Source organism: Mesorhizobium sp. M6A.T.Cr.TU.017.01.1.1 (assembly GCF_004023115.1).
Taxonomy (GTDB): domain Bacteria; phylum Pseudomonadota; class Alphaproteobacteria; order Rhizobiales; family Rhizobiaceae; genus Mesorhizobium; species Mesorhizobium mediterraneum.
Genome location: NZ_RZTA01000004.1, coordinates 89,392 through 110,120, shown reverse-complemented (window position 1 = coordinate 110,120; position 20,729 = coordinate 89,392). Strand labels below are relative to the sequence as shown.

The following is a 20,729-nucleotide window of genomic DNA, read 5'->3' as shown; positions in this document are numbered from 1 at the left end:
CTTCTGTCGAGTTGGTTCTGTATCGAGGACGATCGGGAGGCACTCGATCCGACACTGAGTGATGTTTTTTGCTCTTCGCGTGGCTAGGCTCCCTTGGCCATCTCCCTCAGCCGGAACTTCTGGATCTTGCCGGTCGAGGTCTTCGGGATTTCGGCGAAGATCACCGCTTTCGGGATCTTGAAGCGGGCGAGCAGCGCGCGGCAGTGATCGATGATCTCGGCCCCGGTCGCCATTTCGCCCGGCTTCAGCTCGACATAGGCGACCGGCACCTCGCCCCATTTGTCGTCGGGCCTGGCAACGACGCCGCAGGAGGCGACGGCAGGGTGCTTGTAGAGCGCCTCCTCGACCTCGATAGAGGAGATGTTCTCGCCGCCGGAAATGATGATGTCCTTGGAGCGGTCCTTGAGCTGGATATAGCCGTCGGGCTGCATGACACCGAGGTCGCCCGAGTGGAACCAACCGCCGGCGAAGGCCTCGTCGCTCGCCTTGCGGTTCTTGAGATAGCCCTTCATGACGATGTTGCCGCGGAACATGACCTCGCCGATCGTCTCGCCGTCGGCCGGCGTCTCCTCCATCGTCTCGGGGTCCATCACCGTCAGGCCTTCGAGCGCGGCATAGCGCACGCCTTGCCTGGCCTTCCTCGCCGCCCTGAGACCCTTTTCGAGCCCGTCCCACTCGCCATGCCATTCGTTGACGACGGCCGGGCCATAGGTCTCGGTCAGGCCATATAGGTGGACGACCGCAAAGCCCGCATCAGCCATGCCCGACAGCACCGATTCCGGCGGTGGTGCCGCGGCCGTGTTGAAGGTGACCGTCTGCGGAAATTGCCGCTTGTCCTCCTCCCCAGCATTGATCAGCACCGACATGACGACCGGCGCGCCGCACAGATGAGTGACGCCGTGATCGGCGATGGCGTCGTAGATCGGCTTTGGCCGCACCCAGCGCAGGCAGACATGGGTGCCGGCCTGCAAGGCCAGCGTCCATGGAAAGCACCAGCCATTGCAGTGGAACATCGGCAGCGTCCAAAGATACACCGCATGCTTGCCCATGCCGGCATGGATGGTGTTGGCGTAGGCCATCAGTGCTGCACCGCGATGGTGATAGACGACGCCCTTCGGATTGCCTGTCGTGCCGGACGTGTAGTTGAGCGCAATAGCGTCCCATTCGTCGTCTGGCATCGACCAGGCGAAATCCTCGTCGCCGCCCGCGACAAAGTCCTCGTAGTCGAGCGTGCCGATCCGCTCGCCCTTGGGATAGGGGGCGTCAGTGGCGTATTCGGGATCGTCGTAGTCGATGACCAGCGGCTTTACCTTGGCCAGCGCCAGCGCCTCGCTGACGACGTTTGCGAATTCGCGATCGACGAAAAGCACCTTGGTTTCGGCATGATCGAGCTGAAAGGCGATGACCGCGGCATCGAGGCGGGTGTTGAGCGAATGCAGCACCGCCTTGGTCATCGGCACGCCGAAATGCGCTTCCAGCATCGCCGGCGTGTTGGACAGCATGACGGTGACGGTGTCGCCCTTGCCGATGCCGCGCTTGGCGAGCGCCGAGGCAAGTTTCAGCGACCGCCGCCAGAAATCGCGATAGGTCGTGCGCTGGCGGCCATGGATGATGGCGACATGGTCGGGAAAGGTCTTTGCCGCCCGCTCCAGATAGGTCAGCGGCGTCAGCGGCTGGTGGTTGGCCGGATTCTTGTCGAGATCCTGTTCGTAGGGATTGCCCATCCCGTCCTCCCGTAACGTCGTCATCGAGATCTTCTATCCATAGGCTTCCGCCCCGTCACCACCAACGATGCCATGATAGAGCGCATTTGGCACAAGGATGATCTAGATAAAGCAAACGAAAGAGCATCGTTTGCCCTTGCTCAATTTGACTTTTGTCGAGAGCCGTGAATAATGTCAGCAAGGAGATGGCATGGCGATCCGACCGGCAGAACAGCTTATTCACAAGGCCGCCTGGCTTTACTATGCCCACGGCCTGCGCCAGGACCAGGTGGCGAGCCAACTCAAGATTTCCCGGGCCTCGGTCGCCATGTATCTGCGCAAGGCGCGCGAGACCGGCATCGTCAACATCTCGACCTCGACCCAGCTTTTCACTGACGACGTCCTGGCACGCAAACTTGAAGACGCGTTGAAGCTCGATGCCGTCTGGATTGCGCCGGAAAACGGCCATGTCGCCGATCCTTCGACCGACATCGCTGTGCTGGCGGCGAGCGTCTTTCTCGAGCTGGTCAAGAAGGGTGACCGGATCGGCGTCGCCTGGGGGCGGACCGTCTATACGATCGCCGACATCATGTCATATGCCGATCTGCAGGATGTCACGGTGGTGCAGCTCTGCGGCAATCTTGGCGCCCCCTATTCCTACCGGCCCGACCAATGCACCATGGAAATCGCGCGCCGGCTCAACGCCCAGGGGCTCAACTTCTATGCGCCGCTGGTGCTGACCACGGAAGAACTGGCGCGGGGCCTGCGCGCCGAGCCGGTGATCCGCGAGCAATTGTCGGGCATCAGTGAATGCGACCTGGCGCTGTACTCGGTCGGCACCGTCGATGCCGACAGCCATGTCGTCAAATGCGGCGCGCTGACTGCCAGCGAAATGGACGTGCTGCGCCGTGCCGGCGCTGCCGGCGTCATCGCCGGACAGATCATCGACGCGCAAGGCAAGGCGCTCGACTGCAGCTACAACCGGCGGGTCATTTCGGCAGAGCTGTCATCGCTGCGCAAGATTGAAAAGCGCCTCGTGGTGGTGCAGGAGGACAGCAAGTTCGGACCGCTGATGGCGGCGATCGCGGGTGGGCTGTGCACGCATCTGGTGGTCGGCGCGCGGATGGCGCGACGGCTGCTCGACGATGCCGGATCGGCAGCGGAAAAGGTCGCCTAGATACGCAAAACTCCGCCGCGGGCGCATTGTCATCAAAGCGTCGCGGCGTTCCTGTTCACAACAAAAAGAGAAATCGGACGAAGCGAACATGAAGAACCTATGGAATGACGGCGACGCGGAGAAGCTGGTTGCCGACTATGCAAAGAAGGGTGTAGCCCGCGACCTGGCGCTGCGCGTCTATACGACCAGGCTTCTGGGCGGCGAACCGCGGCTTGTCCTGCATGGCGGCGGCAACACCTCCTGCAAGACAAAGGCCACCGACCTCGTCGGCGACGAATGGGACGTGCTCTGCGTCAAGGGCAGCGGCTGGGACATGGGCGTGATCGAGCCGCAGGGCCTGCCGGCGGTCAAGCTCGGCGCCCTGCTCAAGGCGCGGTCGCTCAAAAAGCTCTCCGACGAAGACATGGTCGCGCTGCAGCGGGCGAACCTCATCGATCCGTCTTCGCCGAACCCTTCGGTCGAGACACTGCTGCACGCCTTCCTGCCGCACAAATTCGTCGACCACACGCACTCGACCGCCATTCTGGCCATCGTCGACCAGGACGACAGCAAGGCGCTGAGCAAGAAGGTCTTTGGCAGCAAGATGGGTTACGTGCCCTATATCATGCCGGGCTTTGATCTGGCGAAGGCGGCTGCCGATGTCTTCGACGCCGACCCGACTGTCGAAGGCCTGATCCTCGACAAGCATGGCATTTTCACTTTCGGCGACGATGCCAAACAGGCCTACGACCGGATGATCCATTATGTGAACGTCGCCGAGGATTTCATCGCCAGGAATGGCAAGCCGCCTGCCGAAAAATCGGCCTTGCCAGCCAGGCTGGCCAAGCCCGCGGACATTGCGCCGATGCTGCGCGGCGCGGTGGCCGTAGCGCGCGGCGAAGGCCGCTTCGACCGCATGATCAGCGACTTCCGCACCTCGGACGCGATCGTCGATTTCATCAATTCGGCCAGGATTGCCGACTATGCCGGGCGCGGCGTATCGACACCCGACCTGTCGATCCGCATCAAGACCGGACCGATGGCGCTGCCGGCACCCGACGCGGACAAGATCAGCGACTACAAATCCGCCATCCGCCAGCATGTCGAAAAATTCGCCAAGGACTATCGCGCCTACTTCGAAACCAACGACGCGCTCGACGATGTGAAGCGCACGATGCTCGACCAGATGCCGCGGCTGACGCTGGTGCCGGGCCTCGGCATGTTCGGCCACGGTCGCACGCTGAAGGATGCGAAGATTGCATCCGACGTCGGCGAGATGTGGATCGAGGCGGTGCGTGGAGCCGAAGCAGTCGGCGATTTCCGTCCACTGTCCAAAGCCGACCTGTTCCCGCTCGAATACTGGTCGCTGGAACAGGCCAAACTCGCCTCCAACAAGCCGAAGCCGCTGACCGGCCAAGTTATGCTGGTCACCGGCGGCGCCGGCGCGATCGGCGCCGCCACCGCAAAGCTGTTCGCCGATAATGGCGCCCATGCCGTCGTCGTCGATCTCGACGCGTCAAGGGCTACTGAGGCGGCAAAAAAGGCCGGCAACAGTTCTATCGGCATCGGCGCCGACATCACCGATCCGGCACAGATGCGCGCTGCGTTCGACAAGGCGGTCGCCGTCTTCGGCGGCCTCGACATCCTGGTTTCCAACGCGGGTGCTGCTTGGGAAGGCAGGATCGGCGAGCTCGACGACGCCACTTTGCGCAAGAGCTTCGAGCTCAATTTCTTCGCCCATCAGTCGGCGGCCCAGAACGCAGTGCGCATCATGCTCGAACAGGGCACCGGCGGCGTGCTCCTGTTCAACACCTCCAAGCAGGCGATCAATCCGGGTCCGAAGTTCGGCGCCTATGGCATCCCCAAGGCGGCGACGCTTTTCCTCTCCAGGCAATATGCGCTCGACTACGGCGCGCATGGCATCCGCTCCAATGCCGTCAATGCCGATCGTATTCGTTCGGGGTTGCTGACCGACGCCATGATCGCCAGCCGCTCGGGCGCGCGCGGCGTATCGGAGAAGGAGTACATGGCGGGCAACCTGCTTGGGCAGGAAGTGACGGCCGAAGACGTGGCCCAAGCGTTCCTGCATCATGCGTTGGCCGAGCGAACCACCGCCGATGTGACGACGGTGGATGGCGGCAACATCGCGGCGGCGTTGAGGTAGGCTCAAGAACAGTCCAGACGCAAAAAGAGCGGCCCGAAAGCCGCTCTTTTCTTTTGCCTGCGATAAAAAGCTACTTGGCGTTCGGGTTCGGCATCCAGGCCGGCATCGCGACATCGGCATGGGCGAACTGCGGCAGCTTGGCCGAAAGGTCTTCCATGTTCTTGATGTCCTTGTCGATCAGCTCCTTTTGGGTGATCAGTGTCGGCGGCACGATGACATTATGGCCGGGGTCTTCGCCGGCCAAAAGCTGCGCCAGCGCGCGCACCGAAACCTGGCCGACGACGGCCGGATTGGTGGCGGCGGTTGCCGCCCAGGCGCTGTCGGGCTCGCGCATCGCGGCGATGTCGGAGGTCGAGATGTCGGCCGAATAGATCTTGATGTCCTTGTTGAATCCCGCCTCGTCGACGGCGATCTTCACGCCCTTGGCGAATTCATCATAGGGCGCAAACATCACCTTGATGTCGGGGTTGGCCGACAGCACCGAGCGAGCCTGGTTGGCGACGGAATTCGCGATCGGATTGTCGAGCGTGCCGAACATCGCCGCCTCGTTGATGCCCGCATATTTCTTCTTGAAATCGAGCCAGGTCTCGTTGCGGCGGTCGAGCGGCGCGATGCCGGCGACATAGACGTAGCCGGCCTTCCAGCTCTCGCCATTGTCCTTGATCGCCTGTTCGAGCGCGAGGCGCGCCAGATCGCGGTCGGACTGCTCGATCTGCGGGATTTTGGGGTTTTCGACATTGACGTCGAACGCGACCACCTTGATGCCTGCATCGACCGCGCGCTGGGCGGCTTCCTTCATCGATTCCGTCAGTCCGTGCTGGATGATGATGCCCTGGACGCCCAGCGCAATGGCCTGGTCGACCATGTCTGCCTGAAGGGCGGCATCCTGACGGCTGTCGAGGACGCGCAGATCGACGCCAAGCGCCTTGGCTTGCGATTCGACACCGGACAGATAGGCCTGGAAGAAGTCACCAGTCGAGAGATAGCGGACCAGCGCGATCTTGACGGCGCCGGGCTTATCGAACGGCGCCGGCTTGTCCTGCGCCATCGCCGGCACCTGCATAAGCAGCGCGGCGCCGGCAAGCCCAAGCGCTGCCGCCCCCAATAGTCTTCTTGTGATCTTCATGTTTCTTCCTCCACTTGTTGAACTCAAATTTCAGCCGGTCGAAATCCTATCTGTCGAAATCCTACCTCTTGCCCCTGCCGGAAAGGGCGAAGGTGAAGACAAGGGCAACCACGAGAACGACGCCCTTGATGAAATCCTGCGTGTAGTAGGGCGCGTTCATCATCGTCAGGCCCTGCAGCAGCACGCCGACAAACACCGCACCGACGGCCGTGCCGAAAGCGTTCGGCTTGGCGGCCCCAAGGACCGCGTAGCCGATGAGCGCCGCGGCGACAGCGTCGAGCAGGAGATTATTACCCGAGGCAATATCACCGCGTCCAAGCCGGGCAGCGAGCAAAATGCCGCCGATCGAAGCAAAAACTCCTGAAATAACGTAGGCCCAGATTTTGTATGCCTTGACAGGCGCGCCAGCGAGCTCGGCAGCCCGCTCGTTGCTGCCGACCGCGTACATCATGCGGCCGAAACGGGTGTATTCGAGAAAGAACCAGATCAGCACTGCAAGCACGAGCAGGACCACCACCGAAACCGGGATGAGGTTCGGGATGAAGAAATCAAAACGGTGGCGGCCAAGTGCCAGGAAAGCGGCGCTGAACGTGCCGTTGGCCACCGAGCCATCGGGCATCGTCATGCCGGTGGCGATCGAGCGGCCTTCGGTCGGGATGCGCTGCAGGCCGACGAGCAGGAACATCATGCCGAGCGTCGCCAGAAGGTCCGGCACGCGCATATAGACGATCAGCCAGCCATTGATGAGGCCGACGATGACACCGATCGCGAGACAGGCGATGACCGCGACGACGGCGTTCTGCTCCAGCACCACCATGACATAGGCTGCCGCCATCATGGCGCTGGTAGCGACCGAGCCGATCGACAGGTCGAAGCCGCCGACGACCAGAGTGGCGGTGACGCCAAGCGCCAGCACGCCGGTGATGGCGACCGACTGGAAGATGAAGACGGCACTTTGCGGCGAGACGAAGCCGCCGGCGGCGATCGCGAAATAGGCGATCAACCCGAACAGCAAAACGATGAACCCGTAGCGGATGGCAAGGTCGCGCGCGGCTGCCATCTCAATCCAACCCGAACTCATGCCCTCTCCATTCCAATTCTCACCATCTGCCCGCTCTCAGGCCGCGCTCTGCGACGGCCCGCCCGCCACTTCGGCCAGCAGACGCTCGAGGTCGATGTCGGCGTTGCGGTGCTCGCCGACGATCGTCTGCTCCGACATCACCAGGATGCGGTCGGCGGTCTCCAGCGCTTCGTCAAGTTCAGTGACGAACAGCAGCGTCGCACGGCCGTTCGCGCTCGCCCGCAGCTTGGCCGCGATATCGCGCCTGGCCGAAATGTCGACGCCCTGGAACGGCTCGTCCAGAATGAACAGTCTTGCGGCCTGCGACATCCAGCGGGCGACCATCACCTTCTGCTGGTTGCCGCCGGACAGGGCGGACATCTCGTCCTTCTCCGAGCGGCAGACGATGCCCAACTCCTGGATTTGCTGGCGGGCGGTGGCGCGCTCGATGCGGCGCTTGAGTACGCCGAGACGCGACATCCGCTTGTGGAACGGGAGACTAATATTTTCCTGGATGTTGAAGTCGCCGACGATGCCGTTTTCGCCCCGGTCCTTGGCGACAAGAAACACGCCGGCGGCGATCGCCTCGCCCGTCGAACCCGGTGCGTAAGGTTTCCCGTTCAGCACCATGGTCCCGGACAGCGGCTTGCGCACGCCAAACAGCGTCTCAGCGAGCGCCGTCTTGCCGACGCCGACGAGGCCGGTGATGGCAACGACCTCACCGTCGCCGAGCGTCAGCGAGATCGGCCTGGAACCGTCTACAATGCGCAATCTGTCGATCGTCAGGACAGGCTTGGCCGAGTTCCTGGCGACGATCCGGTCGAGGTGGATCTTGCGGCCGAGCATGGCGTTGACCGCGCCCTCATAGTCGAGTGGCTTGCGGTCGAAAACACCTGAGATGACGCCGTCGCGCATCGAGACGATCCGGTCGGCAAGCCGCCTGATGTCGGACATGCGGTGCGAGATGTAGAGGATCGCGACACCGTGCTCGCGAAGCCTGTCGAGCAGCGCGAAAAGCCGGTCGGCCTCGGCGCTGGACAAAGAGGAGGTCGGCTCGTCGAGGATCAGCACTTTCGGCTGGTGCGCCATGGCGCGGGCAATCGCCACCATCTGGCGGTCGGCCAGCGAGAGATCGCTGATCCTGGCTTTCAGGTCGATCGTCAGTCCCATGCGGTCGGCGACCGCTTTTGCCTCGCGGCGCACCCGGCCCGGATTGAACAGGGTCGGCGCGCCGCTGCCGCTCAGCCTGTCAAGCGTCAAATTGGTAGCGACGTCGAGATCGGCGACGACACCGTCATTGATGTTTTGATGAACGGTGACGACACCGGCGCGGATCGCCTCCGCCGGCGTTTTTGGCGCGAAGTCTTGCAGCGCGAAGTCCTGGCCGGCGAGGCTCATCGTGCCGCCGCCGCGCTCGTAGACGCCGCTGATGATCTTGACCAGGGTGGATTTTCCGGCACCGTTAGCGCCCATCAGCACGGTTACTTCGCCGGCATGCAAATCGAGCGAGACGCCGCCAAGCACCTCGATATGGCCGAAGGACTTCCTCAGGCCGTCCACGCGGAACACGGCATCATTGCCCATTCGTTCCTCCCTGACCGTGACGCTAGGGGCTGTCCCGGCAATTGTCAACACGATTGACAATTGCCAGAGAGCTTCCTAGCTTGGACCAACCGCCATGGCTTCACTATGATGGGAGTCACCTAAGCGGGAGGGGTGAGGATGACTGCGAAATTGCCATTCGAAGCACTGTCGGTCGAGACATTGGCGGCACGCCTCGGCGCCAACGAGGCCCTGTGTTCGCATATCGGCAAGGATACGGCCCGTTGGAAGGTCCGCGAGGTCGGCGACGGCAATCTGAACCTGGTCTTTATCGTCGAGGGCGCCACGGGTGCTGCCGTCGTCAAGCAGGCCCTGCCCTATGTCCGCTTGGTCGGTGACAGCTGGCCGCTGCCGTTGAAGCGCTCCTTCTTCGAATATCATGCGCTGACACGACAACAGGCGAGAGCGCCCGGTTCGGTGCCGGCGATCCATCACTTCGACGAAGGCCAGGCGCTAATCATCATGGAATATCTGTCGCCGCACATCATCCTGCGGCGCGCGCTGATCGAAGGCCGGCAGTTGCCGAAGATCGCCAGAGACATCGGCCTGTTCATGGCCCGCACCCTGTTTCGCGGCTCCGACCTGCATATGGCGACCAAGGACCGCAAAGCCGATCTGGCGCTGTTCGCCGACAATGTCGAGCTTTGCGACATCACCGAGAACCTGGTTTTCTCGGACCCCTATTTCGATGCCAAGATGAACCGGCATACGAGCCCACAGCTCGACCGCATCGTCGCCGAGCTGCGCGCCGACCGCGACCTCAAGGTCGAGGCGCAGCGGCTGAAGCACATCTTCGCGGCCAATGCAGAGACGCTGCTGCATGGCGACCTGCATTCCGGGTCGATCATGGTCACTGACACCGAAACGCGGATGATCGATCCCGAATTCGCCTTTTACGGCCCGATCGCGTTCGATGTCGGCATGCTGCTTGCCAATTTCTGGATGGCGTTCTTCTCGCAGCGCGGCCACGAGCAAAATGGAATGCGCGACACCATGCGCGCCTATCTGCTCGACGTCACGGTCGAGACATGGTCGGTGTTCCGCACCGAGTTCTCGCATCTGTGGCGGACCGAGCGCACGGGCATGCTCTACCAGAAGAGCCTCTTCGAGGATCAGGGCGACAGGCTCGGCGCTGAACAGGCGCTCGACCACATGCTGCATCAGGTCTGGACCGACATGCTGGGCTTTGCCGGCGTCGAGGTGCACCGGCGCATTCTGGGCCTCGCGCACAACGCCGATTTCGAGACCATTGCCGACGAGGATCTGCGCGCCACATGTGAGGCGAAGGCGCTGAAGTTCGGCCGTCACATCGCCGTCAACCGGCGCCAGATTCACAGCATCGATGAGGTCAACAAATTGGCCGCGCTGATCGAACGGGAGAACAGGATTTGAACGTCGGCGACCGCCACTATCGCACCATCTGGCTGAGCGACGACGGGCGTTCGGTGGAGATCATCGACCAGCGCTGGCTGCCGCATGATTTCCGCGTGGAGAAAGTCAGCACCGTTGCCGGCATCGCCACCGCGATCCGCGACATGTGGGTGCGCGGCGCACCGCTGATCGGCGTCACCGCTGCCTATGGCGTCGCCATTCAGATGGCCGACGACCCTTCGGATGCCGCACTCGACAGCGTTTGGGAGGTCTTGCACGAAACACGCCCGACGGCGATCAATCTGCGCTGGGCGCTCGACGAGATGCGCAATTTCCTGCGGCCGCTTCCATCTGGACAACGCGCCGAGGCTGCTTACCAGCGCGCAGGCGAAATCGCCGACGAGGATGTCGGCCTCAACCGCGCCATCGGCGCCAATGGGCTTGAAATAATCAAGGAAATCGCGGCGCGCAAGCAGCCGGGCGAGCCGGTCAACATCCTGACCCACTGCAATGCCGGCTGGCTGGCCACCGTCGACTACGGCACCGCCACGGCGCCGATTTATTTGGCAACGGAAGCGGGCATTCCCGTTCACGTCTATGTCGACGAAACGCGCCCACGCAACCAGGGCGCCCAGCTGACAGCATGGGAAATGGCCGGCCACGGCGTGCCGCACACGCTGATCGTCGACAATGCCGGCGGCCATCTGATGCAGCGCGGCGAGATCGACATGGTCATCGTCGGCACCGACCGCACCACCGCCGACGGCGATGTCTGCAACAAGATCGGCACCTATTTGAAGGCGCTGGCCGCGGCGGATAACGACGTGCCGTTCTACGTCGCGCTGCCCTCGCCGACCATCGACTGGACGGTCGGCGACGGGCTGGCCGAAATCCCGATCGAGCAGCGCTCCAGCGACGAGGTCTCGCTGGTCTGGGGCAAGACCGCGAGTGGCGAGATTGCGCAGGTCCGCATCTCGCCGGAGACGACGCCCGCGGCAAACCCGGCCTTCGACGTGACGCCGGCGCGACTGGTCACCGGATTGATCACGGAACGCGGCGTCGCCAAGGCGTCGCGGGAAGGCTTGAAGGCGATGTTCCCCGGACGCTGATTCGGCTTCATTGACTTTCGAAAGCGGCATCAGCGGATAAGCGAGGCCAGCTGTCCATATCCGTGGCAGGGGCGCTGCTTGGGTGCATCCAGATTAGCTCATTTTCTGACAGCCGGCATTTTGACGGCGGACGATTCTGCCTGACATCCTGATACTCGCCTCGCCGGCAGCCGGCTAAGGCGAGGCGATCGTCCATCGATGCGATAACAACCAAAGGCACTGACGAAGGGGCCGGCCGAAACTGGCCGCATCCGATTCCTATCCGGTTGCCAAAATATGGTAGGGTGATTATACCAGCTACTAAGATGACGATCGGCAGGGCCATCGTTGGAGATCAGGAGTACGGCTAGATGACAACGATTGCGCTGTTTGGCGCCGGCGGCAAAATGGGTTACCGCCTGTCGACCAATTTTCGCGGCTCTCCCTATACGATACGCCATGTCGAGGTCAGCGATGCCGGCTGCGAGCGACTAAAGACGGGGCTGGGCATCGACGCGGTCAGCGCCGATGAAGCCCTGAATGGCGCCGAGGTGGTGATCCTGGCGGTTCCCGACACCCATATCGGCAAGGTCGCGGCCAGCATCGAGAGCAAGCTTGCTGCCGGCACGATGGTGGTCGTGCTCGACGCCGCAGCACCTTTCGCCGGCCATTTGCCGAAGCGGCCGGACCTGACCTATTTCGTCACCCATCCCTGCCATCCGCCGATCTTCAACGACGAGACCGATATGGCGGCCAAGAAGGACTATTTCGGCGGCGTCAAGGCTAAGCAGCATATGGTCAGCGCACTGATGCAGGGGCCGGAGGAAGATTTCGCCAAGGGCGAAGCGATCGCCAAGATCATATGGGCTCCGGTCATGCGGTCGCATCGCGTCACGGTCGACCAGATGGCGCTGCTCGAGCCGGGCCTTTCGGAGACTGTCTGCGCCTCGCTGCTCGTCGTCATGAAGGAAGCGGTCGACGAGGTCGTCGCGCGCGGGGTTGACCAGCAGGCGGCGCTCGACTTCCTGCTTGGCCACATGAACGTGCTCGGCGCCGTCATCTTCGGTGAAACCAAGGGCGTGTTCTCCGACGCCTGCAACAAGGCCATCGAGTTCGGCAAGCCGGTCTTGATGCGCGACGACTGGAAGCGGGTCTTCGAGCCGGAAGAGATTGCGGCAAGCATTCAGCGGATTACCTGAGATGACCTTTTCCTTCTCCCCGAGGGGAGAAGGAAAGTCGCGGGCGTGCCGACACATGTCATCTGAATTAGTGATTGACTCATTATACCAGTTGGCTTAGCTGTACGGTGGCTAGGACCATCAGGCTTCGAAGCAAATTCGGGCCTGGGGTGGAGGATGGCTGGGGAGCGACGTTCCGTTGAGATGAACCGGCAAACGGCTTTGAACCCAGTCTATCCGCGCCCGAGCCATCTAAATGAATTGCATGCAGACAGCAGCCTTGGGTTGATCAAGGCATAGTTTTCAAAACGGGAGGAAATCATGAAACTCACTCGCAGAATGACGCTTGCGGCTTTTGCCGGCATGCTGGCGCTCGGCACGGCCGCACCTGCTTATGCGGCGGATCTCATTGCCATCATCACGCCTTCGCACGACAATCCGTTCTTCAAGGCCGAAGCCGTCGGCGCTGAAGCCAAGGCCAAGGAACTCGGTTACGAAGCGCTGGTGCTCGTCCATGACGACGACGCCAACAAGCAGTCCGAGCTGATCGACACGGCGATCGGCCGCGGCGCCAAGGCGATCATCCTCGACAATGCCGGCGCCGACGCCACCGTCGCCGCCGTGCAGAAAGCCAAGGACGCCGGCGTTCCGTCCTTCCTGATCGACCGCGAGATCAACGCCACCGGCGTCGCCGTCGCGCAGATCGTCTCGAACAACTACCAGGGCGCCCAGCTCGGCGCGCAGGAGTTCGTCAAGCTGATGGGCGAGAAGGGCAATTTCGTCGAGCTGGTCGGCAAGGAATCCGACACCAATGCCGGCATCCGCTCCAAGGGTTATCACGACGTCATCGACGACTATCCGGACCTGAAGATGGTGGCGCAGCAGTCGGCCAACTGGAGCCAGACCGAGGCCTATTCCAAAATGGAATCGATCCTCCAGGCCAATCCTGACATCAAGGGCGTGATCTCCGGCAACGACACGATGGCGATGGGCGCCTATGCCGCGCTTGCCGCCGCCGGACGCAAAGACGTCATCGTCGTCGGCTTCGACGGGTCGAACGACGTGCGCGACTCGATCGCCTCAGGCGGCATCAAGGCCACCGTCCTGCAGCCGGCCTATGCGCAGGCGCAGATGGCAGTCGAGCAGGCCAACGACTTCATCAAGAACAAGAAGTCTCCGGCCGAGGAAAAGCAGTTGATGGACTGCGTCCTGATCAACGGCGACAATGCCGCCAAGCTGGAAACTTTTGCGCTCACCAACTGAGCCGGCGTAACATCAATCGCAAGGGACGAGCTTCCGGCTCGTCCCTTGCTTCCATTTCCTGGGTGCCCTGACCGCCATGCCGAACAAGCCGACATGTTCGATCCTCGCCGCGCCGATCCTTGTCGCGATGGTCGGCATCAGCCTGACCGCCTGCAAGATCTTGCCGACACCGTCCGGGGAAAACGGCGGCAATGCGCCAGCCTTCAATGCGGACAAGATGGTCGGTGATATCTGGGCTGCCAAGGTCGTGCCCTATCTCCAGCAGAAGGCCGGATCGTTTCCCGAGGTTCACGCCCTGGCGAAAGCCGATCCAGCGGCTGCCGGCGCCAAATACGGCAATCCAAAGAAGCAGGCGAATTCGCCGTGGACCTTCGCGGTTCGTCTTGAAGGCAAGGTGGTCGCCGCAAACACGCAATCGCGCGCGGCGACCATGGACGTTGATGCCGACGGCGACGGCAAGGCCGATGCACGGGTGCAGATCGGACCCGCGATGCGTGGCACCGCGCTGCGCGACAGTCTCGATTTCATCCAGTTCAACGATTTCACCAACCAGATCGACTTCGCCCAGTTCGGCAAGGCGTTTAACATCCATGCCGACAAGACAGTGCTTTCCAAGCTGCCGCGCGAAGCGCTGGAAGGCCGGAGCGTTAGGATTGTCGGCGCCTATGTCATGGGCAGCGGCCAGGACCTGCCGCTGGTGACGCCGGCGGAGGCAGAGATCGGGCCGAAGCCATGAATGCCGCCATCGATCATGATGTCATCCTGAAGCTGGAAGACGTCTCGAAGGTCTATTCGGGCACCGTCGCGGTCAAGCGCGCGAATTTCGAGGTGCGCAAGGGCGCGGTCAACGTGCTGGTCGGCGAGAACGGCGCCGGCAAATCGACGCTGATGAAGATCATCGCCGGCGTCGAACAGCCGACGCTCGGCCGCATACTCCTGGAGGGCGAGGAGGTTTTCTTCTCGTCATCCGGCGACGCGGTGAACCGCGGCATCGGCATGGTGTTCCAGGAGCTTAACCTGTTCGGCAACCTGACGGTCGCCGAAAACATTTTCGCCACCCGCGAGATCACCAACCGGTTCCGCAAGATCGACAGCAGAGAACAGGAGCGCCGCGCGGCGGAATTCCTCGAGCGCCTGGAAGCCGGCATCCGGCCCGACATGCTGGTCGAGGACCTGCGCATCGGCCAGCAGCAGCTGGTCGAGATCGCCAAGGCGGTTTCGCTTGATGCGCGCATCCTGATCATGGACGAACCGACCTCGGCACTGAGTGCGGCGGAAGTCGAGATCCTGTTCAAGGTGATTGCCGATCTAAAGGCGCGCGGCGTTGCAATCGTCTACATCTCGCATCGGCTCGAGGAACTGATCCGCATCGGCGACTACATCACCGTGCTGCGTGACGGGCGCATCACCGGCCAGGAGAAGATGAAAAACGTCGACACGCGATGGATCGTGCGGCAGATGATCGGCTCGGACGCCAAGGACTTCGCCAAGGCCGACGGCCATGTTCCGGGCGAAGAGATATTCCGCGCCGAGGACATCTGCCTGCCGCGCGTGACCGGCGGGCTTGCCGTCGATCATGTCTCGCTGTCGCTGCGTGCCGGCGAGATCCTCGGCATCTATGGGCTGATGGGTGCCGGACGCAGCGAGCTGTTCGACTGCATCATGGGTCGCCACGGCCATGCCACCGGGGCGATCTTCATTGCCGGCAAGAAAGTGAAAGAACGTGATACGACGCGTCGCATCCGGCGCGGACTGGCGCTGATCCCCGAGGACCGCCAGCGCGAAGGGCTGGTGTCGATACTCTCCGTCGCCAGCAACCTGACGCTGGCCAGCCTGTCGCGGTTTGTGCGCCTGTTCCATATCAGCGGCGCCAAGGAAAACCAGGCGGTGACGCAGATGGTGCGGGAGCTGGCGATCAAGGTCGCCAATCCGGCGCAAGAGGTCTCGTCGCTGTCGGGCGGCAATCAGCAGAAGGTGGTGATCGGCAAGGCGCTGCTCACCGGACCGAAGGTGCTGCTGATGGACGAGCCGAGCCGCGGCATCGACGTTGGCGCCAAGGCCGACGTCTTTCGCACCATGCGCAAACTGTCCCGCGACGGACTGGGCATACTGTTCGCCACCTCCGATCTCGACGAGGTGATGGCGCTGTCCGACCGGATCGCGGTGATGAGCAATGGAAAACTGACCGGCATGTTCGATCGCGCCGAGGCGACGGAGGCGGCACTCGTCGCCGCATCGGCGCTTGGCCACGGACCGGTCCCGCACACGGAGAGCCCCGCCCATGACTGACATCCCGGCCAAGGCGGCTGTTGCCTCCGCCTCGAACGGCTCCGTCCTGCTGACGCTGATGAAGGCGAGGACGTTCATCGCATTGATCGCCGTCCTGATCTTCTTCTCGATCGCAGCACCCAATTTCCTGTCGGGGGCCAATCTGATCCTGATGTCGAAGCACGTGGCGCTGAACGCGTTCCTGGCCATGGGCATGACCTTCGTCATCATCACCGGAGGCATCGACCTGTCGGTCGGCTCGATCGTCGGTCTTTGCGGCATGGTCGCCGGCTATCTCGTGCTCAACGGCATCGACCTGCAGGTCGGCTACACGATCTATTTCAACGTCTTCGAGATCGCGCTGATCACGCTGGCGGTCGGCATATTGATCGGCGCCGTCAATGGATTGCTGATCACCAGGCTGAACGTCGCGCCGTTCATCGCCACGCTCGGCGTGCTCTATGTCGCGCGCGGCCTGGCGCTGCTGTCGTCCGACGGCCGCACTTTCCCGAACCTCGTCGGCAAGCCCGATCTGGGCACGACGGGCTTCGGCTTCCTCGGCGCCGGCCGGCTGCTCGGCCTGCCGGTCTCGATATGGATTCTTGTCGTCGTAGCACTTGGGGCGGCCTATCTCGCCAAATACACCCCGCTCGGCCGCCACATCTTTGCCGTCGGCGGCAACGAGCGGGCGGCACGGATTTCGGGCGTCCGGGTCAATATGGTGAAGATGTTCGTCTACATGTTCTCCGGTTTCTGCGCGGCGATCGTCGGCCTGATCATCTCGTCCGAACTGATGGCCTCGCACCCGGCGACCGGCGAAAGTTTCGAGCTCAACGCCATCGCAGCGGCGGTGCTCGGCGGCACCTCGATGTCGGGTGGCCGCGGCACGATCGGCGGCACCATCGTCGGCGCCTTCGTCATCGGCATCCTCTCCGACGGACTGGTCATGATGGGCGTAAGCTCGTTCTGGCAGATGGTCATCAAGGGCCTCGTCATCATCGTCGCCGTCGTCGTCGACCAGGCGCAGCGCCGGCTGCAACAGCGCGTTACACTGATGCAGATGGCAAAGGCGGGCTGAGCATGGCGGAGCTGCGGGGAGCCCTGATCGGCTGCGGCTTCTTCGCCGTCAACCAGATGCACGCCTGGCGCGACATCGCCGGTGCGTCGATCATCGCCATTTGCGACCGAGATCCGGAACGGCTCAAGGTCGTCGGCGACCAATTCGGCATCACGCGGCGCTACACCGACGCGGCGGCACTTTTTGCCGGCGAAAGCCTCGATTTCGTCGATATTGCCACCACCGCGCCGAGCCACCGTCCGCTTGTCGAGATGGCTGCGCGGCACCGCGTTCCGGCAATCTGCCAAAAACCGTTCGCGCCGACGCTTGCCGACGCCAAGGCCATGGTGAAGGCCTGCATTGACGCAGGCGTGCCGCTGATGGTGCATGAAAATTTTCGCTGGCAATCACCGATCCAGGCGGTGCGTGCTGCGTTAGACAGCGGTGAAATCGGCACACCCTTCTTCGGACGGATCTCGTTCCGCTCGGCCTATGACGTGTTTTCCGGCCAGCCATATCTGGCAACGGGAAAGCGCTTCATCATCGAGGACCTCGGCATCCACAGTCTCGACATTGCCCGCTTTCTGCTGGGCGACGTTTCGACGATCACGACACGCACCGCTCGCATTAATCCTGAGATCGCCGGCGAGGACGTCGCTACCATGCTGATGGACCACAAGAGCGGCGCAACGTCTGTGGTCGATTGCAGCTATGCGACCAAGCTCGCGACCGAGCCGTTTCCGCAGACGCTGGTCGAGATCGACGGCAGCGACGGCACGATCCGGCTCGAGCAGGGTTACCGCCTCACCGTCACCGGCAGGAACGGAACGGCGGTCAGCGACGTCTCGCCGCCGCTGCTGCCCTGGGCATCGCGGCCGTGGCACAACATCCAGGAAAGCGTCGTCGCCATTCAAAAGCACTGGGTCGATTGTCTGGCGAAGGGAACCGAGCCGGCAACCTCGGGTGCGGACAATCTTAGGACTTTGGCACTGGTCGAGGCTGCCTATACGGGTGCTGCGAGCCGTGAACCGGTGCAGCTCGACGCTTTGCTGAGATGACCGCCGACGCCTTCCTCCTCTACGGCACACGCGCGGTCGAGGCCGACCCTGTCAGGCTGCGCGCCGGCGCGCTCACCGCCGACTTCGTCAACGGCAATCTACGCACCATCCGCCATGGCGGCATCGAAGTGCTGCGCGCTATCGCCTATATCGTCAGGGATCGCGACTGGGGCACCTACGAGCCGGCGCTCACGGATTTAGTCATCGACCAGGGCTCCGATACTTTCACTGTCAGCTATTCGGCAAGTTGCGTCGGACCAAAGGGGAGCCGGCTCGACTTTCGCGCGACGATCGAGGCTTCCGCCGACGGCCAGTTGGTTTTCGACGTGAGCGCGCTTCCCGAAAACGATTTCGAGACCAATCGCTGTGGCTTCTGCATCCTGCATCCGATCGCCGGCCTGGCCGGCAGCCCGGTCACGGTCGAGCACACTGACGGCAGCGTCGTCGCAACGAAACTTCCTGACCTGATCGACCCTTGGCAGCCTTTCAAGGATTTGCGGGCGATCACCCATGAGGTCCGGCCCGGCGTCACCGCCGAATGCCGGATGGAAGGCGACGCGTTCGAGATGGAGGACCAGCGCAACTGGTCGGATGCGTCCTACAAGACCTATGTCCGGCCGCTCGCGCTGCCATGGCCCTACATACTGCCTGCCGGCGAGATGCTGCGCCAGACGGTCAGCCTGCGTGTGTCCGGCGACGGGAAAGTGCCGGCTGCCGCCGCAACCGCCGAACCAATCCGCGTCGAGCTCGGCGAAGCCGGACCGGCGCTGCCGGATATCGGCGTGATCATCTACCCGGACGAGGTCGAGACGGCGCTTGCAAACCTGCCGATACTGTCGGCGCTTGGCCCGCAACAGTTGATGTTCCATTATGATCCGACGCGCGGCCACGGCCTCGACGTTTTGCAGTACTACGCCAAGCTCGCCGCAGCCTATCCGGCCAAGACGACGCTCGAATGCGTCGTGTCATGCGTCGGCGATCTCGACGCCGAGCTTTCAGGCGTCGCCGACATGGTGCGCCAGGCCGGGCTGAAGCTCTCGGCCATTGCCGTCTCGCCTTCGGTCGACCGGCAGTCGACGCCACCGGGCAGCGCATGGCCTGAATGCCCGCCGCTCGAAGATGTCTATGCCGCGGCGCGCCGCGCCTTTCCCGATATCCGCCTCGGCGGCGGCATGTTCAGTTATTTCACCGAACTCAACCGCAAGCGCGTTCCCGCCGACTTGCTCGATTTCGTCACCCACTGCACCTGCCCGATCGTGCATGCCGCCGACGATCTCAGCGTCATGCAATCGCTGGAAGCGCTGCCTTTCATCACCGCATCGGTGCGGGCGATCTTCGGTGCAAAGCCGTACCGGATCGGTCCGTCGACCATCGCCATGCGTCAAAATCCCTATGGCGGCGCGACCAAGGACAACCCTGGTGGCCAGCGCATTGCCATGGCCGACCGCGATCCACGCCACGCAGGCCAGTTCGCGGCGGCATGGACGATCGGCTATGCTGCGCGCGTGGCGCCTGCTGGACTGGAACAGCTCACGCTGTCCGCCTTCACTGGACCGTTCGGCGTTCTGGCCGCGCCTGGCGAACCCGTTGCAGAAGGCAAACCCCGGCCGATCTTCGGGGCGATCAAGGGGCTGTGTGAACTGGCCGGCTTCAGACACGTGGCGGCGAGGACGAGCGATGAGACGCGGGTGCTCACGCTGGCCGGCCGTTCTGCCTCGGGCAAGACCGTCATATGGCTAGCGAACCTGACGGCGCGCGAAGTATCGGTTGATATTTCCGGGTTCGAACGACGCCACCTAGTGATGACGCCCTACGCGATCACCCGGATCGGGTGATCAGTTGCCGGAATTCATCACATAGAGCGCGCGCGAGCGTTCGAGGTGCTTGATCATCGCCTTCTCGGCGCCGTCCGCATCCTTCTGCTCGATGCGGCCGATGATTTCTTCATGCTCGGTCAGCGTGAACTTTTCCTTGCCGGTCCAGATCAGCATTTCGGTATGATATTCCTTCAGCCAGCCCAGCATCGCTTCGCTGACCGCAACATAGATCGGGTTGCCGGATATTGCCGCGATCTGGGTATGAAACTTCATGTCGGCCGATATGAAGGCCTCGGAATCGCCGCGAAAGCTCCGCTGTTCGGCAACGGTTGCCCGCAACCGCGGAACGTCCTCGGCAGTGGCTTTTTCTGCGGCTTCCCTGACCATGCCGCGCTCGAAGAAGATGCGCGCGTTCTTGAGGTGCTCCAGCGTGTCCTTCGACGACGACAGGATGATCTTGGCCGCGCCGTCGACCTGTTTGATGATCGACTTGGCGGTCAGCTGAAGCACTTTCGCCCGCTCGCCATGCGAGATCGCCACGAGACCCATATTGCTCAACGCCTGCATCGCTTCGCGGATCGCCGGCCTGCCGACCTCGAAGCGCTCCATCAGCTCGCGCTCCGACGGCATGTCATCGCCCGGCTGCAATTCGCCGCTGGTGATCAAGCGCTTCAGTCTCAAAAATACTTCGTCGGAAAGCTTGCGCCGGACGATCGGCTCCGAACGGTTCATCGTCGCGAATCACTCCTTTGACCGGTGTCTGTTTAGCATTGTCGCCACGATTCCCGGAATGCCTGCCCAAGCGGATATCGCTTGCA

The 20,729-nt window shown here is 62.7% G+C and carries 16 protein-coding genes; 11 read left to right on the top strand and 5 right to left on the bottom strand.

Features of this window, described 5'->3' with window-relative positions:
• Nucleotides 1–83: 83 nt before the first annotated feature.
• Nucleotides 84–1,724: an acyl-CoA synthetase gene (locus tag EOB36_RS02490; RefSeq protein ID WP_128284227.1), complete on the bottom strand. Its 1,641-nt coding sequence runs from the start codon at nucleotides 1,722–1,724 to the stop codon at nucleotides 84–86.
• Between the two features lie 190 nt (nucleotides 1,725–1,914).
• Between EOB36_RS02490 and EOB36_RS02485 the strand changes: the two genes are divergently transcribed.
• Both EOB36_RS02485 and EOB36_RS02480 read left to right on the top strand, forming a co-directional pair.
• Entirely contained in the window at nucleotides 1,915–2,880 is a 966-nt protein-coding gene (locus tag EOB36_RS02485; protein WP_128284218.1) for a sugar-binding transcriptional regulator, read from the top strand.
• A gap of 88 nt (nucleotides 2,881–2,968) precedes the next feature.
• Nucleotides 2,969–5,023, top strand: a complete 2,055-nt coding sequence (locus EOB36_RS02480) for a bifunctional aldolase/short-chain dehydrogenase (protein ID WP_128284217.1) — start codon at nucleotides 2,969–2,971, stop codon at nucleotides 5,021–5,023.
• 70 nt (nucleotides 5,024–5,093) lie between these two features.
• Here EOB36_RS02480 and EOB36_RS02475 read toward each other — a convergent pair whose 3' ends face one another.
• From EOB36_RS02475 to EOB36_RS02465, 3 genes are all read right to left on the bottom strand, one after another.
• On the bottom strand, nucleotides 5,094–6,149 hold the full coding sequence (locus EOB36_RS02475; protein WP_128284216.1) for a substrate-binding domain-containing protein: 1,056 nt from the start codon (nucleotides 6,147–6,149) through the stop codon (nucleotides 5,094–5,096).
• 61 nt (nucleotides 6,150–6,210) lie between these two features.
• Nucleotides 6,211–7,230 (bottom strand): ABC transporter permease, encoded by a 1,020-nt coding sequence (locus EOB36_RS02470; protein WP_245461494.1) that lies wholly within the window; start codon nucleotides 7,228–7,230, stop codon nucleotides 6,211–6,213.
• 36 nt (nucleotides 7,231–7,266) lie between these two features.
• The gene (locus EOB36_RS02465; RefSeq protein WP_127289637.1) at nucleotides 7,267–8,793 is read right to left on the bottom strand and encodes a sugar ABC transporter ATP-binding protein; all 1,527 of its coding nucleotides are present in this window, start codon (nucleotides 8,791–8,793) and stop codon (nucleotides 7,267–7,269) included.
• Nucleotides 8,794–8,931: 138 nt separating this feature from the next.
• Here EOB36_RS02465 and mtnK point away from each other — a divergent pair, with 138 nt between their 5' ends.
• The 9 genes from mtnK to EOB36_RS02420 all read left to right on the top strand — a co-directional run bounded on the left by mtnK (nucleotide 8,932) and on the right by EOB36_RS02420 (nucleotide 19,929).
• On the top strand, nucleotides 8,932–10,203 hold the full coding sequence (mtnK, locus tag EOB36_RS02460; protein WP_128284215.1) for an S-methyl-5-thioribose kinase: 1,272 nt from the start codon (nucleotides 8,932–8,934) through the stop codon (nucleotides 10,201–10,203).
• Complete coding sequence (mtnA, locus tag EOB36_RS02455) at nucleotides 10,200–11,291, top strand: S-methyl-5-thioribose-1-phosphate isomerase (protein ID WP_128284214.1); 1,092 nt, start codon at nucleotides 10,200–10,202, stop codon at nucleotides 11,289–11,291. Before mtnK ends, mtnA begins: the two co-directional genes overlap by 4 nt.
• 350 nt (nucleotides 11,292–11,641) lie before the next feature.
• On the top strand, nucleotides 11,642–12,469 hold the full coding sequence (locus tag EOB36_RS02450) for a phosphogluconate dehydrogenase C-terminal domain-containing protein (protein ID WP_127289631.1): 828 nt from the start codon (nucleotides 11,642–11,644) through the stop codon (nucleotides 12,467–12,469).
• Between the two features lie 300 nt (nucleotides 12,470–12,769).
• Nucleotides 12,770–13,711: a D-ribose ABC transporter substrate-binding protein gene (locus tag EOB36_RS02445; RefSeq protein ID WP_095483864.1), complete on the top strand. Its 942-nt coding sequence runs from the start codon at nucleotides 12,770–12,772 to the stop codon at nucleotides 13,709–13,711.
• 76 nt (nucleotides 13,712–13,787) lie between these two features.
• Nucleotides 13,788–14,447 carry a DUF2291 family protein gene (locus EOB36_RS02440; RefSeq protein ID WP_095483863.1) on the top strand — a complete coding sequence of 220 codons (660 nt, stop codon included), beginning with the start codon at nucleotides 13,788–13,790 and terminating at the stop codon, nucleotides 14,445–14,447.
• Nucleotides 14,444–16,000, top strand: coding sequence for a sugar ABC transporter ATP-binding protein (locus tag EOB36_RS02435; RefSeq protein ID WP_128284213.1), 1,557 nt, complete (start codon nucleotides 14,444–14,446; stop codon nucleotides 15,998–16,000). The genes EOB36_RS02440 and EOB36_RS02435 overlap by 4 nt, the downstream gene beginning before the upstream one ends.
• The gene (locus EOB36_RS02430; protein WP_128284212.1) at nucleotides 15,993–17,057 is read left to right on the top strand and encodes an ABC transporter permease; all 1,065 of its coding nucleotides are present in this window, start codon (nucleotides 15,993–15,995) and stop codon (nucleotides 17,055–17,057) included. Before EOB36_RS02435 ends, EOB36_RS02430 begins: the two co-directional genes overlap by 8 nt.
• 2 nt (nucleotides 17,058–17,059) lie before the next feature.
• Nucleotides 17,060–18,094, top strand: a complete 1,035-nt coding sequence (locus tag EOB36_RS02425; RefSeq protein WP_128284211.1) for a Gfo/Idh/MocA family oxidoreductase — start codon at nucleotides 17,060–17,062, stop codon at nucleotides 18,092–18,094.
• Nucleotides 18,091–19,929: a hypothetical protein gene (locus EOB36_RS02420; RefSeq protein ID WP_128284210.1), complete on the top strand. Its 1,839-nt coding sequence runs from the start codon at nucleotides 18,091–18,093 to the stop codon at nucleotides 19,927–19,929. Before EOB36_RS02425 ends, EOB36_RS02420 begins: the two co-directional genes overlap by 4 nt.
• Here the strand turns inward: EOB36_RS02420 and EOB36_RS02415 are convergent, their stop codons facing one another.
• Complete coding sequence (locus tag EOB36_RS02415) at nucleotides 19,930–20,643, bottom strand: transcriptional regulator NanR (protein ID WP_128284209.1); 714 nt, start codon at nucleotides 20,641–20,643, stop codon at nucleotides 19,930–19,932.
• Between the last annotated feature and the right edge of the window lie 86 nt (nucleotides 20,644–20,729).